The sequence below is a fragment of the Citrobacter europaeus genome, from assembly GCF_037482245.1.
Lineage (GTDB): Bacteria > Pseudomonadota > Gammaproteobacteria > Enterobacterales > Enterobacteriaceae > Citrobacter > Citrobacter europaeus.
Genome location: NZ_CP148084.1, coordinates 763,939 through 778,599, shown reverse-complemented (window position 1 = coordinate 778,599; position 14,661 = coordinate 763,939). Strand labels below are relative to the sequence as shown.

Genomic DNA, 14,661 nt, shown 5'->3' with positions numbered 1-14,661 from the left:
CTGTGCGCTGCGTCGTTAAGATTTCGACTTAGGCATTTGTGAAACTAACGACAAGCTGACGTCCATACCTTCAACCTGGAAATGCGGAATGGCATACAGGCGCACACGGAAGAAACCTGGGTTATCCTCAATATCCTCCACCACGACACGCCCATCACGCAGCGGGTGTGATGCCTGCAAGTCATCGCCAGGATCGGTCATTTCGGTTACCAGACTGCGCAGCCAGTTATTAAGTTCAAGCTCAAGCAGGCGGCGATCTTTGGTCGTTCCAATATTTTCTCGCTGCAGTATTTTCAGGTAATGAGCGATACGAGAAAGCAAGAAGATATACGGCAAACGAGAGTTAATCCGACTGTTAGCCGTCGCTTCCGGAGTATCAAACTGAGCAGGTTTTTGAGCCGAGTTAGCAGAGAAGAAACAGGCGTAATCACGATTCTTATAATAAGAAAGCGGAATAAAACCGAGGTTGGCAAATTCAAACTCCCGGGTTTCCGGAATCATCACCTCAGACGGGATCTTCACCTGATTACCGGTACCCAGATCGTACAAATGGATAGGCAAATCTTTCACCGCGCCGCCTGCCTGTGGCCCACGGATCTGGACGCACCAGCCATTCTTGATAAAACTTTTCACCATATTCACAGCGAAAGAGAAAGAGGCGCTGGTCCATAGATACTTTTCGTGATCCGGACCCTTAACTTCTTCAACATAGTTAAAACTGCGTACCGGCACGGTATCAGGGCCATACGGTAAACGACCCAGGACACGCGGCATAGTTAGCCCGATATAGCGTGAATCGTCGCTATCACGAAATGCTTTCCACTTGATGTATTCAGCACGTTCGAAATAATCATTGATATCTTTTATAGCTGCGACTTCTTCCATATTTTCTTTCAAGAAGAATTTCGGCCCAACGGAACCAATGAACGGCATATGACAGGCCGCCGACACGCCAGAAATATTGCGCAGCAGTGCAATATCCTGCGGACTGTTATCAAATTCGTACGCTGAAATCATTGCCGCAATGGGTTCGCCGCCAGGCTGATCGTATTCTTCAATATAAACATGGCGGTATAACCCGCTCTGGATAAGCTCCGGCGCATCGTCAAAGTCATCACGCAGCGCATCCTTGCTGATATCCATCATTTCTACACGGACATTTCGGCGAAAATCAATGCCGGTGATCATCGAATGCAAACCACACCAGAGCGATTCTTGCTTCTGAAATTCAGCATGGTGCATAACTTCATTGACCTGATCGCTAATCTGCTTATCAAGACGAGCAATTTGCTCATCGAGCAGCGTTTTATCCAGGCGCTCTACGGGCTGCGCAGCATCCGCCAGACATGAAACCAGAACCTGAATAGCAGCAGTCACGCGTTCAGCGGGAGCGGCGTCAGAAAGCGCTTCATCACTCTGCCAAGCATCAACATTTTTTAATGTCGAAACCGGGGAAAGATTAATTTTGTCAAAGAGGGATTGATAAACGCTGCGTTCACTGGTCGTGGTGGTCGCGACTGAAGAGGTATGTTCCTGAACAGACATCAACATATTCCTTTTATGATCCTTTACTATTCCTGCCAATTGAGCGGAGGAAACCCTGTATAGCGTTAAATCTCTTCTGGCATCATGGTTGCCAGTTCATCACGCAGTTCCTGACTCAGGGCTGGATCTTTAAGGATAATTTCCAGCTCGCGACGAAAAGCAGCGTTATCAAGTAAGTTTGATTTCAGGTCACGAAGTAGGTTACGCATAGCCAACAGAACGCGTAATTGGGGGATATTTCGTGCGACCTGCTCGGGTTCAAAATCGCGGATATTTTTAAAGGTAAGGTTAATATCGTCCTTTCTGTCATCACCAGCCAACGTATTTTTAACACTCAGATTAACCACTGGTGAGAACTTAGCTAACACATCATTGAAATTATTCTTATTAATATCAACCTTTTCACGTTCAGATAGTGGTCGTTGTTCTCTACCATTACTGAAATCACCTACGGTCAAAAGTTTTAACGGCAATTCAACCTTTTTTTGAACGCCTCCGGTATGTAAATCTAACTTGATATTAACGCGTGCCGTCGGCACTTCATTCTGAAAACTGTCACCCATACGTCCCTCTCAGACCGGCGATTCCAGCCGATATTTTGCGTTTCCTAACGGAGCATTTTCCAATCGCTCAACGTGTTTCTTACAACGTCATTTCTGTGAGCCGTCAACAATGAATGTTAATGACAATTAATGATTATAATTAGTATGCCGACGTAATCCGATATATTCCCCGAGAGAAAACATGATCAATATCACTAATACACCAAATAATACATTAGCATTACTTATTTAAAAATAAAATCAAGAAATCATTTATCTAATACAAGCGACAGGAATTAATTAACCTTAAATACATTCATCAAATAAATACCTTTAAATTAAAACACATAATTGCAAAATATATTTACAGCCATATGCATAAACAATATTGATTATTAATTTATAATTACAGCCAATTTAACTATAAATAATAAAAGCCGGAGATATACTCCGGCTTTTTACAATTTAATTGAGAATACGCAAAAAGATTACTCTTCCTTCACCACAATCAGCGGCTCGATATCGCTCTCTTTTTTAATTACCAGCGACTCGTCGCCGCGCAGGCAGGTACCGCCGTAGTTACCGCCTACGGTAAAGGTACAAACCTGAATATATTTCCCGGCAACCTTTGGCAGACACCAAAGCTGCTGATAAATGTTCTTCTGCTCGGCAAACTTACCGCTGGTTTTATCCAGGAGTTCTTCCTGATGGCTCACCAGATCGATGTTGCTGCCACAACGTCCTGCAATAGGTTTCACCGCATAACCGGTTTTCGCCAGCTCTTCATTAACAGTGAAATCCGTATCAAGCAGATAGCGGTGATGTGGGAACAGTTGCCACAGAATAGGCAGAATCGCTTTATTGCCAGGGATCACCGTCCACAGAGGTTCGAAGACCAACACTTCCGGGCGCAACAGCACGTCGATTAAACGCACTTCCTGATTCGTATGCCCGGTACGAATTGGCACCGCGGCGTACTCCGTTTCGCTGACCTCTCGCACCTGTTCAATCGCGGTTTCCCATGCCCAGGTTTTCCAGACGCAGTTCACCAGGCGACCGTCACCGTCAATCAACTGACCGGCGTCATCCCAACGTAGCTCATCGAGGCCACGCAGAATTTTGCTGTCAAACCCGGCCTGACGCAGCGCCTGTTGCATAAACTGCGCGTGATAGTTTTCCTCGATATCCTTATCCTGCATGATGTGGACAAAAGGTCGCGCGCGGCTGTGCTTCCAGGCCCCCGCCAGTTCGTTGATCAATCCTTCTGCCGGGTTGTGTCCCTGCCCTGTGTAGCCTCGCTCGGCCCATCTTTCGAGGATCAAACCGGCTTCAGTATGGCACGATGCGGAATCGGCGTTGTACTCATACACCTTCAGTCCGCGTTCATCCATACAGAAATCCATACGCCCCGTAATCATATGATGCCGACGACGCTGCCAGGAAAGGCGCAGGCGCGGCCAAAGGATTTTCGGGATGTCGAACAGCGCCAGCAGGTTATCGTCTTTCAGCACCTTGTCGGTCGCGTGCAGATACATCAGATGCAGTTCGTTGGTGGCTTTGATCAGTTCTTGTTCGGCACTCTCGGTAATAGTGAAGTACTGATGCGGATCCTGATTAATAACGTGGCCGTTCGCCAGCACGTAGGCTTTTTGCAGCGGATCCTGTTCATCCAGCCATTTACCGTCAAACTGCCCGTTATCTTCCAGTCGCGCGCCGCCAATTTTCAGCGAGTCATTGGCGATCTCCGGCTGCGGCAAACTGTCTCGGGTATCATCGGTCTGGATCATCCAACCAAGAATGGTGGTGTCGTCAAAGGTATCACGCAGGGTGTAACACCCGTTTTCAACCACCATCTCCAGTTCGCGGGTCCACTGCTGTCCGGGAGGAAGCGGCGTATGGAGCACGTTCTGTTCGGCAATACGAATTTTGTTTTGCAGCAACTGGGTGACGACCGCCACATGCCCGGTATCTTTAAATTCACCGCCTTTTTGCCAGATAAGCAGAGCGCCTGCTACCGGCGCGCGGGGCGAACCATTCGGAAATGCCTGTAACGGCAGGATATTGTCATTCACCACTTCGCGCAGGAAGCGTAAGGAGAAGATCTCCCAGGCCATGCCCACATCGGTGAAGACCACGCCATAGTTAAGGAAGAGAAAACGGCGTGCGAACTCTACGCACTGCCATTTGTGGCCCATGTATTCATCGTCGATATAGCTGCGAAATGCCGCATCATCGTCGTAGTCCCGTGGGTCGAGGGAGCTGTAATCTGAAGAGTAGATTGCTACGCCGCCTGGGGCGTAGCCCAATAATGTCCCGAATGGGGCATCCTGACTGGTCGTTCCTTTGCTCATGCACCTTACCTCAAAACAATACAGCCTGAGCAGGTTGGCGTGAATTTTTCGCTCTGATTACCTGCTCTGCGACACTAACCGGACAGAGGTCGATATCATCATACACCTCAACGCAGCGACTGGCGCTCAGAGGCGAAAAATTCACAGCAGGAACTACGCTTTTGTCAGGGTGACCGGTACGCTTTTATACGCCGGAGTCAAACTTTGTGTGTCTACCGCTTCCAGCGAAAGCAGGACATTCGCTTCAGGCAGATAAGCGCCTATTGAGCCCGCCGCCATGTTGTAAATCACTACTGTTAAGCCGTACATGATGCGATCCGCGCAGGGCTGGCCGTTGTCGTCCAGCGCCTGAATATTGACCACATCGCCCTGGTCCAGGCCACGGCTCGCCGCCTCTTCGGCGCTTAAAAACACCACATCCCGACGACCGGCAATGCCACGATAGCGGTCGTTCATACCATAAATAGTGGTGTTGTACTGATCGTGACTACGCAGCGTCGCCAGAACCAATGCATCGGCAGGCTGATTTTCCCGCTCAACCGCCCGCTGATAGCTGACGATAAAGTTGGCTTTACCATTCGCCGTTCGCCATTCACGGCGCGAAGCGGGCGTATCCATTCGAAATCCTCCCGGCTCGGCAATACGTGCGTTGTAGTTGTGGAATGCGGGGATCACGGCTTCAATGGCGTCACGGATCAACGTGTAATCTCCGGTTAACGCTTCCCAGTTTACCGGCGAAAGCGGCAGCGTGGCGCGCGCCATGCCTGCCACAATCGCGGGCTCCGATTTTAACCAGCGGGAAGCCGGTTTCAGCGCGCCGCAGGAAGCGTGGACCATCGACATCGAATCTTCGACGGTGACTGACTGAATCCCCGTCGCCTGCATATCGCGCTCCGTTCGCCCTAATGCAGGCAGCAGGTAGTTATGTTTGGCCAGCAGCAAATGCGATCTGTTCAGCTTGGTCGCCACATGGACCTGCAGATCCAGATGTTTCATCGCCGCAAAGGTACGCTGCGGCTGCGGCATCGCCACCGCCAAATTGCCGCCCATGCAGATAAGCGCTTTTGCGTCTCCCCGCTCGATGGCGCGAATACTTTCCACGCTGGAGCGGCCATGTTTGCGCGGAACGCGGATAGAAAAATGCGTCTCAAGGCGTTGCAGGAAATCTTCGGACGCCGCTTCGTTGATCCCCACGGAACGATCGCCCTGCACGTTAGAGTGACCGCGCAACGGGCAGATCCCCGCGCCCGGCTTACCCATATTGCCTTTCAGCAGCAGCAGGTTTACCAGTTGCTGGACGTTCTCAGTGCCGTTTTTATGCTGGGTGATGCCCAGTCCATAACAAACGATAGTGGCACTGGATTTACTGTAGCTGTGCGCCAGGTCTTCCATCTGGCTACGCGTCAGACCCGAGTCCTGCTCCAGCTCCGCCCAGTTATGCTGACGTAAGTCGTCATACAGCGCTGCATATCCCGCGGTATGCTCTTCGATAAACGCATGATCGAGCGTCGGCTGCTGATCCAGTAAGATCCGCGCTTCGTCCATTTCGATCAGCGCTTTCATGATGCCTTTGAGCAGCGAAGCGTCACCGCCCATTTTTACCTGGTAGTAGTCGTTGCTTAGCTCCGTTGCCTGACCGGTGAACATCTCTTTCGGACTTTGCGGGAAGCTAAAGCGCTCAAGTCCTCGCTCGGCCAGGGGATTGATGGAGATAATTTTAGCGCCACGCCTGGCAACGTCGCGTAAGGTGGTCAGCATGCGTGGATGGTTAGTGCCGGGGTTATGCCCGATACAAATCACCAAATCGCAGTGGTCAAAATCCTCCAGTTCAACGGTCCCTTTCCCAAGGCCAATGGCAGGAGTTAGCCCTGCGCTGGTCGGTCCGTGGCACATGTTTGAGCAATCAGGGAAGTTGCTGCTGCCATATTCGCGGGCAAACAGCTGATACAAGAACGCCGCTTCATTTGATGTTCTGCCGGAGGTGTAAAACTCAACCTGTTGTGCTGAATCATAGCTGCGCAGACGCTCGCCGATCTCCTGGAAGGCGATATCCCAATCCACCGCCTGCCAGGTGTCTGTTGAGGCATCGTATTTCATTGGATGCGTCAAACGACCGATATTTTCCAGTTCATAATCGCTGTAGTGCCAGAGTGTAGAAACCGGATGACGGCTGAAAAATTCCGGTGACGCTTTCTTGCTGGTTGTCTCCCAGGAGACCGCCTTAACGCCATTTTCGCACAACTCCATTGGCGCACGGTGCCCTGGGTCCGGCCACGCACAGCCCGGACAATCGAACCCTTTCACCTGGTTCATTTTGAACATCGCGATAATGTCACGGGCGACAGCCTTTTGCGAAAACACCGAAGCAGTGACGGCTTTTACCGCGCCCCACCCACCCGCCGGGCCCTGATAACCGCTTACTCCTGGAACACCATTTTTCATTATTACTGCTTATTCACCGCCAATTTTTGATGGTGAATACGGTAGCAATTTCCGTCCAACATTGATTTCCTCTTCATGGAGTACGGACCGGGTACAATGAACGGGTTAGATTTATCTTCCCCTTTCAGCACAAAGCGACATAAAGTCCCAATCTGTTAAATTGAGTTCTACCTAACTGCTACACTGCATCAACACAACCACTCAGAAGGCAGGTCAATATGTCAGACAATACCTATCAGCCCGCGAAAGTCTGGACGTGGGAAAAATCGAACGGCGGCGCTTTCGCCAATATCAACCGTCCTGTTTCCGGTGCCACCCACGAAAAAACGCTGCCGATTGGCAAGCATCCGCTGCAGCTCTATTCGCTGGGTACGCCAAACGGGCAGAAAGTGACGATTATGCTGGAGGAGCTGCTGGCGCAGGGCGTGAAAGGCGCAGAATACGATGCCTGGATTATCCGCATCGGCGATGGCGATCAGTTTTCCAGCGGCTTTGTTGAAGTGAATCCGAACTCGAAGATCCCGGCGCTGCGCGACCACTCGCAAAACCCACCGGTTCGCGTATTCGAATCTGGCGCAATTCTGCTCTATCTGGCGGAAAAATATGGTTATTTCCTGCCGCAAGATTTGGCAAAACGTACCGAAACGCTGAACTGGCTGTTCTGGCTACAAGGCGCGGCGCCGTTCCTCGGCGGTGGTTTTGGCCACTTCTATAACTATGCGCCGGTAAAAATCGAGTACGCGATCAACCGCTTCACGATGGAAGCCAAGCGCTTACTCGACGTGCTGGATAAGCAGCTAGCACAGCATCAGTTTGTGGCCGGAGATGAATACACCATTGCCGATATGGCGGTCTGGCCGTGGTTTGGCAATGTGGTGCTGGGCAACGTGTACGACGCGGCAGAGTTCCTCGACGCAGGAAGTTACAAGCACGTGCAGCGCTGGGCAAAAGAGATTGCAGCGCGCCCGGCGGTTAAGCGTGGTCGTATTGTAAACCGCACTAATGGACCGCTGAACGAGCAGCTTCATGAACGCCATGACGCCAGCGACTTCGATACCAATACCGAAGATAAGCGCCAGGCTTAACGTAAGATGCCGGATGGCGGCGCTAACGCCTTATCCGGCCTACATATAAGGCGCGGGCCTGATAAGCGCTGCGCCATCCGGCATAAAATCACGCGCTGGTGACGTCGTACTCCATGCGGCGAAGTGCGTCTAACGTGGCTTTAGCTTCATCTTCATCAATGATGCTCATGGCGAACCCTACGTGCACCAGCACCCATTGCCCGACAAGCTCAGCCGTATCACCTTCACAAATCAGGGCAATATTGACATCACGTTTGATGCCGCACACTTCAACCTGCGCAAGCTGGTGAATATCTTCACCAACGGCCAGAACCTGACCAGGGACTCCAATACACATATCTGACTCCGCCCCATAGCAACTATGGGTTATTCGACTTCAATACTTTTCACTTTCAGTGAATCGCCAGCATCAACCCGCAGACGATCGCCCTGACATTGTGGACACTGCGCGTCATGCTGGGTGATTTCCACAACCTGACTGCAATCCCAGCACCACGCCTGGGCTGGTTTGTAATCAATATGCAGTTCACACCCCTGGGCCAGCGTTCCCTGACAGACGATGTCGAAACTAAACCGAACGGCGCTCTCTTCAACGCAGGAGAGCGCCCCGATTTCCAGCCAAACGCCGGTTACACGTTTGACACCGTGCTGCTCTGCCTGCTGTTGAACAATCTCAACCGCGCTCTGACAAAGGGACAGCTCATGCATTTTCGCAGTTCCGACGACCCAGCAGCAGCGCGCGGCGATTTAGCTGCGGCGCATTCGGATCGCTCACCGGCAGCGATAACAGCATGCGCGCGCAATCGTCAGTCAGACGGACGCCTTCTTGCGCCGACATACTGTGCGAAAGCGGCGACATCAGTGAGCAGGAGAAATATTGCGATACGCCGTCCAGTTCACCCACGGTAAAGGTCATCTCGCCATACGGCAGACGCAACCCGACTTTTTCGCTGACTTTACGCACCGGCCAGATCTGGTCCGGTCCGGGGAAAATCAGTGCGCTCAGCATCCAGGGCGTGATAACACACCCCGTCCACTGTCCTTCAAACAGCGTAAAATCAGAGACATATACCGGCATGTTCGGATGCAAGAAAGAGAGATCGTGCATTGAACGCCGGGCAACCTCTTCAAACGCTGCCTGAATCTGCATCTTCGGGGCCGTCTGAAAACCGACAAACTCCTCAGACATGAGTCGCCTCCCGAGGGATCGCTTCAACGCCTGATTCGCGAAGCGCGGCAAGAACCTGCTCAAGAGCAGGTTCGATCATCGCTTCAACCGTTGGCGTTAGCCCGATATGCGGTTCCAGCGATTCCGGAATAACGCCGACTAACGTCAGCTTTTTCGGAAACTCGCCGGTAAAACGCAGGGCCGACAATACGTCGGCCAGGCCAAGCTGGTGCGGTGAGATTTTGTTGGTAAACAGCGCCGGGATCTCTTCATCCCGCAGGACCATCATCGTTCCTGGCGTGCTTTTCTTCGACACAATGGCGTCAGCAATGATCAGATGATCTCTGTTCGCCATATCGCCGAGAAGCTCCATCCCAGCCGTACCACCGTCCAGAACATCAACAAAGTCTGGCAGGATATACCGCTGCTCTAATGCCTCAACGATACGCACCCCGATGGCTTCGTCGGTCAGCAAAATATTGCCGACCCCTAAGACTAATATCCGCATTACAGAACCTTAACTGAGACCACTTCGTTCCCGTCAACGTCCACCACATGCACCGCACATGACATACAAGGGTCGAAGGAGTGAATGGTACGAACCACTTCCAGCGGTTTGTTTGGATCGGCAATCGGCGTACCTACCAGCGAGCGCTCATACGGTCCCACTTCATCATTAAAGTTACGTGGGCCAGAGTTCCAGGTTGACGGAACAACCGCCTGGTAGTTGCTGATAATGCCGTCTTTAATCACCATCCAGTGAGACAGCATACCGCGCGGTGCTTCGAGGAAACCGACCCCCTTAAATTCGCCCGTTGCCGGAATATCCGGTTTCACGAAGGTGGTGTGGTCGCCTTTACCGATGTTCACAATCAGCGCGTTGTACTGATCCTGCAGAACGTTCTGCAGTTCACAGCAGTGAACGGTACGGCCAATAATACGGCCCAGCGTAGAGTGCAGCTGTGATACTTCGATAGTTTTACCGGTCAGCTTGGTGTAAATCGCGATGATTTCATTCAGCTTGGCATGGGTAGACTCGCGTTTAGCCGCCAGTTTACACAGCATGTTGGCCAGCGGCCCCACTTCAACCGTTTTACCGTAGAAGGTCGGCGCTTTAACCCAGGAATATTTGCCGTCATCTGACCAACCGGTGTAATCAGGAACCGTTGTGCCTTCCCACGGAGCCTGCGGCGCTTCGTCTTTGTACCACGCGTGTTTCGCGCTTTCCTGAATCCCTTTGATCAGGTATTCATCGGAATGAGAGGTGATCGGACGATAGGTCGACAGATCGGCATCGGTGATATAGCCGCCAGGGAACAGGAAGCTGCCGTTTTTACCGTCAGTCGGGAATTCCGGCGCACTCAGATAGTTAACCGCACCCTGACCACGTTCCAGCCACTCAGGATAGAACGCCGCAATAACCGCGGTATCTACCTTGTAAACCTGCTCAACGAAGTCGCTCAGCTTATCGATGAAGGACTTGATGTACATCAGGCGCTCAAGGTTCAGCACGCCGAGGCCGTCGAGGTTAATTGGGTTAGCAACCCCCCCTACCGCCAGGTTCTGGATGTGCGGCGTTTTACCGCCCAACAGCGCCACAACGCGGTTGGCATCTCGCTGGCATTCCAGCGCCTGCAGGTAGTGAGCGACCGCAATCAGGTTTACTTCCGGCGGCAGCTGCATTGCCGGATGACCCCAGCAACCGTTGGCAAAAATGCCTAACTGACCGCTGGCGACAAGATCTTTGATCTTGTTCTGAACCTTGGTGAACTCTTCTGCGCTGTTCAGGTGCCAGGAGGACACGCCGTTCAGCATGGCAGACGCTTTCGCAGGGTCAGCTTTCAGGGCAGAGGTGATATCCACCCAGTCCAGCGCAGACAGCTGATAGAAGTGAACAATGTGGTCATGCGTGGTGTGCGCAGCGAGAATGATGTTACGGATATACTGTGCGTTTACCGGAACATCAATATTCAGCGCGCTTTCTGCTGCACGAACGGAAGAGATAGCGTGAGTGGTCGTACAAACGCCACAGATACGCTGCACAATCATCCAGGCATCGCGCGGATCGCGGTTTTTCACGATCTCTTCCATGCCGCGCCACATGGTACCGGAAGCCCATGCTTTAGATACCACGCCATTTTCGATTTCGCAGTCGATGCGTAAATGACCCTCAATACGGGTTACCGGATCAATAGTAATTCTCTGGCTCATGCTTTGCTCGCCTCATGACGATTTTGATCGTTTTGTTTTAAAGGAGGAAGTATCGGCAGTAGACGAATGAGTACGATGTATGCACAAATCTCAATAGCCACAAAACCAATAGAAATCAACAGTTCTTCCCAGGTCGGGAAGTAGTGGTAGCCACCACCAGGATTGAACGCCACCAGCGAATAGGACAGACGCCATGTTGCACAACCCAGCAATGCGCTCAGCGCAGACAGATACAGCATGCGCGAGTCATTACGCAACTTAGTGACGCGCAGCACCACCAGCGGGAAGACCATCAGCACGACTTCAAGCCAGAACATCAGGGAGTAAAGATCGCCTGAGAACGCATAGGACAGCTTGTCGCGATAGATCAGTTCGCCAAAGCGCAGTACCACGAAAATCGCCAGCAGCACGCTGATGGTATTCGTCAGCTTGATGAACAAACTTTTCTCGTCCGGACCGTTACCTTTCAGACCGGCTTGTACCAACGAGCCTTCAAAGATGACGATCGAGAAGCCCATAATAAAAGCGGTTAATACGGAGAAAAGCGGCAACATTTCATAAGCTTGCCAGAGCGGATGCACCTTATAACCCGCAGAAATCATCAATGAACCCATTGAAGACTGGTGCATGGTTGGCAGCAGCGCGCCGAGGGCAATAATAAAGAACATCACTTTATTCAAACGCTTGAGAGAAACTTTCCATCCCAGACGTTCAAACAGAGCCGGAGCAAATTCCAGCGCCATGATGCCGATATAGATGGTCATACAGACCGCCGTTTCGAACAGTACCGAGTTCACGTTGAAGTGGCCCGGAATGTAGAAATACGGCAGGTTCCAGTAACGACCAACGTCAATGGTGATCGACAGACCACCCAGCGAGTAGCCAAACAAGCTCGCCAGCAGCGCCGGACGTACCAGCGGATGGTATTGTCCTCTGTTGAAAACATACACCGCCCATGCCAGCGCCCAACCGCCGCACGCGAAGCCGGTACCAATCAACAGGTCAAACGCGATCCATACACCCCATGGGAAACCGCCGTTCAGATCGGAGACTGAGCCCAATCCGAAGACCAGACGTTTCACGATCAGGAGCATACACAGGACGATAAGCGGCCCAAAAATAATGACCGGTTTGCTGATTATTTTTCCGCCCAGCGGTTTAGGATCATGACTCATGATCGTCTCCTCCATCGTGATGGTCGTTTTTCGTATTACGACGAACCAGCACGGTTAATCCCGCCAGCGCAGCCAGGGGTAATATCATGCCCTTGTACAGGGAATGTTGAACATGTTCGGAACGTGCACCGGTTGAAAGATCATCCAGCTTCGGCAGATCCAAATCCTCGTAAGGAACACCTGTCAGAACCATTACCTGAGTACCACCACCCTCTTTCTCGCCGTACAAATGGGGGTAATACTTCGGTACCGTATGCAGATAGGTATCACCTGCTTTCACCGTCTGACGCGGATAGTGGTATTCGCTGCCTGGCTTCAGGGCGAGACGTTTTTTCGCCTCAGCCATCAGCTCTTCACGCGTACCAAAAATCACCGCACCGGCAGGGCATACTTCAACACAACCCGGTAAACCGCCTTTGTCCAGACGCTCAACCCCTTTCTGGTTACACAGTTCACACTTGTGAAGCGCACCAAACGGGTTGTTGTAGTCGTACTTAGGAACGTTGTATGGGCAGGCGACCATGCAGTAACGACAGCCTGTGCAGACATCTTTGTCATAGTGGACGATGCCGGTTTTTGGATCTTTCTTCAGCGCAGAGACTGGGCAAACGGAGACGCAGTTCGGATCGACACAGTGCATGCACTGTTTCTTAATGTATGCGTAGCCATTTTCTTCCTGGTCTTTGTTAACGCCTGTTCCGCTACGCCACACCTGAATGATGTTATTGGTATACGGCGACAGTTTGTCGTTGTTTGACCAGGTCTGCTCGCCTTCCGGATTACGCGCCGGGAAGTTGATATCCTGACACTTGGTGACACAAGCCTGGCAGCCTACACACAGCGTTGAGTCATAGAGCATCCCTAAAGAACCAGGGATCGGCGGACGGTTTTCTGCAGCCGCATGGCTGATGGACGGCGCAGCGCCCAACAGCAATGCCCCGCTGGAGGCTGCTTTAATAAAGTTACGTCTGTTCACGGTTATTCTCCCCGTGAGTCAGCGTTATCTTTCTTCTGCTGACGACCCAGTTCACGAACCGCCATCACGCTGACGCCGGCAACCAGTCCTACTACGCCACCAAGCAGCCCAATCGCTCCGGCAGAAACATTGCCGCCTTCTTTCATATTGACGTCAGGTTTTTCGGAACGCGGCGTTTGGTTTTCCACATGAGCAAGCTGGTGAATACCTTTATGGAAACCGATACCTTCTTCGTTACAGCCATAGCAAGGGTGACCGATAGCCACCGGCCATACGCCTCCAACATCGCAGAATTGCAGCGTTGAGCAGTTGCCGTAGGTTTCTGGTCCTTTACAGCCGAGATGGTAGAGGCACCAACCTTCACGGTGACCTTCATCGCCAAACTCTTTCGCAAAACGGCCTGCGTCAAAGTGCGGGCGACGCTCGCAGTGTTCGTGAATCAAACGGCCATAGGCGAATGTCGGACGGTTTTTGGTATCCAGTTTCGGCGGCTTACCGTAGGTGATGATATGCGCGACCGTGGCGAGGAAGTTGTGCGGGTTCGGCGGACAGCCGGGGATGTTGATGATGGTTTTGCCTGGCAGAACTTCCTGCAAGCCGACGGCACCCGTTGGGTTAACGCCAGCAGCAGCAACACCACCCCATGCGGCGCAAGAGCCGATAGCAATGATAGCGGCTGCGCCTTCTGCGGCCCGACGAATGTGATCCACGATCGGCTCACCGGCAACCATGCAGTAAATACCATTGTCTTTCAGTGGGATAGAACCATCTACAACCAAAACATATTGCCCTTTGTACTTCTCCAGAGCGTTATGTTTATTCTCTTCAACCTGATGGCCGAAGGCGGCGGAGAGCACCTCATGGTATTCCAGAGAGATGGTCTCCAGAACGAGGTTTTCCACTGTAGGGTGTGTCGCGCGAAGTAGCGATTCAGTACAACCCGTACACTCCTGAGCCCCAATCCAGATAACCGGTGGGCGCTGAGGACGAGAAACTGATTCGGCCATTTCTGCGGCGGCTTTGCTACTGAGCCCCATGGTAGCGGCCAGTGCTGCACAAAGCTTCATGAAATCACGGCGATTAATGCCGTTCGAATTGATGAGAGAGTTATCTCCAGTCATTTTATAGTTATTCCGTTGCGAAGACCTGGCTTTTATTTTGCACCA

At 51.9% G+C, this 14,661-nt stretch carries 13 protein-coding genes; 1 reads left to right on the top strand and 12 read right to left on the bottom strand.

All coding sequences use genetic code 11. The annotated features are described in order from the left end of the window. Positions 1 to 15 precede the first annotated feature (15 nt). From tssC to WHR59_RS03665, 4 genes are all read right to left on the bottom strand, one after another. Entirely contained in the window at positions 16 to 1,545 is a 1,530-nt protein-coding gene (tssC, locus tag WHR59_RS03680; protein ID WP_338843586.1) for a type VI secretion system contractile sheath large subunit, read from the bottom strand. Positions 1,546 to 1,610: 65 nt separating this feature from the next. Then, the gene (gene tssB, locus WHR59_RS03675; protein ID WP_043017609.1) at positions 1,611 to 2,108 is read right to left on the bottom strand and encodes a type VI secretion system contractile sheath small subunit; all 498 of its coding nucleotides are present in this window, start codon (positions 2,106 to 2,108) and stop codon (positions 1,611 to 1,613) included. Positions 2,109 to 2,575: 467 nt separating this feature from the next. Further along, positions 2,576 to 4,438 (bottom strand): bifunctional glutathionylspermidine amidase/synthase, encoded by a 1,863-nt coding sequence (gene gss / locus WHR59_RS03670; protein ID WP_075146363.1) that lies wholly within the window; start codon positions 4,436 to 4,438, stop codon positions 2,576 to 2,578. A gap of 153 nt (positions 4,439 to 4,591) precedes the next feature. Next, on the bottom strand, positions 4,592 to 6,880 hold the full coding sequence (locus tag WHR59_RS03665; protein ID WP_181634311.1) for an FdhF/YdeP family oxidoreductase: 2,289 nt from the start codon (positions 6,878 to 6,880) through the stop codon (positions 4,592 to 4,594). Positions 6,881 to 7,098: 218 nt separating this feature from the next. Here WHR59_RS03665 and yghU point away from each other — a divergent pair, with 218 nt between their 5' ends. Next, the gene (gene yghU / locus WHR59_RS03660) at positions 7,099 to 7,965 is read left to right on the top strand and encodes a glutathione-dependent disulfide-bond oxidoreductase (RefSeq protein WP_080626097.1); all 867 of its coding nucleotides are present in this window, start codon (positions 7,099 to 7,101) and stop codon (positions 7,963 to 7,965) included. Positions 7,966 to 8,053: 88 nt separating this feature from the next. On the opposite strand, the gene hybG is transcribed toward yghU, so the two are convergent. The 8 genes from hybG to hybO are packed head-to-tail and all read right to left on the bottom strand — an operon-like array spanning position 8,054 to position 14,616. Continuing rightward, complete coding sequence (gene hybG / locus WHR59_RS03655) at positions 8,054 to 8,302, bottom strand: hydrogenase maturation factor HybG (RefSeq protein ID WP_003024459.1); 249 nt, start codon at positions 8,300 to 8,302, stop codon at positions 8,054 to 8,056. Between the two features lie 29 nt (positions 8,303 to 8,331). Continuing rightward, a complete protein-coding gene (gene hypA / locus WHR59_RS03650; RefSeq protein WP_016157467.1) occupies positions 8,332 to 8,673 on the bottom strand; it encodes a hydrogenase maturation nickel metallochaperone HypA in 342 nt (113 codons plus the stop codon). Beyond that, positions 8,666 to 9,154 carry a hydrogenase-2 assembly chaperone gene (hybE, locus tag WHR59_RS03645; RefSeq protein WP_043017613.1) on the bottom strand — a complete coding sequence of 163 codons (489 nt, stop codon included), beginning with the start codon at positions 9,152 to 9,154 and terminating at the stop codon, positions 8,666 to 8,668. Before hybE ends, hypA begins: the two co-directional genes overlap by 8 nt. Then, the gene (locus WHR59_RS03640) at positions 9,147 to 9,641 is read right to left on the bottom strand and encodes a HyaD/HybD family hydrogenase maturation endopeptidase (RefSeq protein ID WP_047408632.1); all 495 of its coding nucleotides are present in this window, start codon (positions 9,639 to 9,641) and stop codon (positions 9,147 to 9,149) included. The genes hybE and WHR59_RS03640 overlap by 8 nt, the downstream gene beginning before the upstream one ends. After that, positions 9,641 to 11,344, bottom strand: coding sequence for a hydrogenase 2 large subunit (gene hybC / locus WHR59_RS03635; RefSeq protein ID WP_003828353.1), 1,704 nt, complete (start codon positions 11,342 to 11,344; stop codon positions 9,641 to 9,643). Before hybC ends, WHR59_RS03640 begins: the two co-directional genes overlap by 1 nt. Beyond that, the gene (hybB, locus tag WHR59_RS03630) at positions 11,341 to 12,519 is read right to left on the bottom strand and encodes a Ni/Fe-hydrogenase cytochrome b subunit (RefSeq protein WP_003828354.1); all 1,179 of its coding nucleotides are present in this window, start codon (positions 12,517 to 12,519) and stop codon (positions 11,341 to 11,343) included. Before hybB ends, hybC begins: the two co-directional genes overlap by 4 nt. Next, positions 12,509 to 13,495, bottom strand: coding sequence for a hydrogenase 2 operon protein HybA (gene hybA, locus WHR59_RS03625; RefSeq protein WP_003828357.1), 987 nt, complete (start codon positions 13,493 to 13,495; stop codon positions 12,509 to 12,511). Before hybA ends, hybB begins: the two co-directional genes overlap by 11 nt. 2 nt (positions 13,496 to 13,497) lie before the next feature. Next, entirely contained in the window at positions 13,498 to 14,616 is a 1,119-nt protein-coding gene (gene hybO / locus WHR59_RS03620; RefSeq protein WP_043017615.1) for a hydrogenase 2 small subunit, read from the bottom strand. Positions 14,617 to 14,661: the final 45 nt, after the last annotated feature.

Bases quoted from the DNA above. Each gene is read 5' to 3' on its own strand.
- hybG (WP_003024459.1), bottom strand. From the start codon at position 8,302: ATGTGTATTGGAGTCCCTGGTCAGGTTCTGGCCGTTGGTGAAGATATT.
- WHR59_RS03665 (WP_181634311.1), bottom strand. From the start codon at position 6,880: ATGAAAAATGGTGTTCCAGGAGTAAGCGGTTATCAGGGCCCGGCGGGT.
- hybC (WP_003828353.1), bottom strand. From the start codon at position 11,344: ATGAGCCAGAGAATTACTATTGATCCGGTAACCCGTATTGAGGGTCAT.
- tssB (WP_043017609.1), bottom strand. From the start codon at position 2,108: ATGGGTGACAGTTTTCAGAATGAAGTGCCGACGGCACGCGTTAATATC.
- tssC (WP_338843586.1), bottom strand. From the start codon at position 1,545: ATGTCTGTTCAGGAACATACCTCTTCAGTCGCGACCACCACGACCAGT.
- hybE (WP_043017613.1), bottom strand. From the start codon at position 9,154: ATGTCTGAGGAGTTTGTCGGTTTTCAGACGGCCCCGAAGATGCAGATT.
- yghU (WP_080626097.1), top strand. From the start codon at position 7,099: ATGTCAGACAATACCTATCAGCCCGCGAAAGTCTGGACGTGGGAAAAA.
- hybO (WP_043017615.1), bottom strand. From the start codon at position 14,616: ATGACTGGAGATAACTCTCTCATCAATTCGAACGGCATTAATCGCCGT.
- hybB (WP_003828354.1), bottom strand. From the start codon at position 12,519: ATGAGTCATGATCCTAAACCGCTGGGCGGAAAAATAATCAGCAAACCG.
- hypA (WP_016157467.1), bottom strand. From the start codon at position 8,673: ATGCATGAGCTGTCCCTTTGTCAGAGCGCGGTTGAGATTGTTCAACAG.
- gss (WP_075146363.1), bottom strand. From the start codon at position 4,438: ATGAGCAAAGGAACGACCAGTCAGGATGCCCCATTCGGGACATTATTG.
- WHR59_RS03640 (WP_047408632.1), bottom strand. From the start codon at position 9,641: ATGCGGATATTAGTCTTAGGGGTCGGCAATATTTTGCTGACCGACGAA.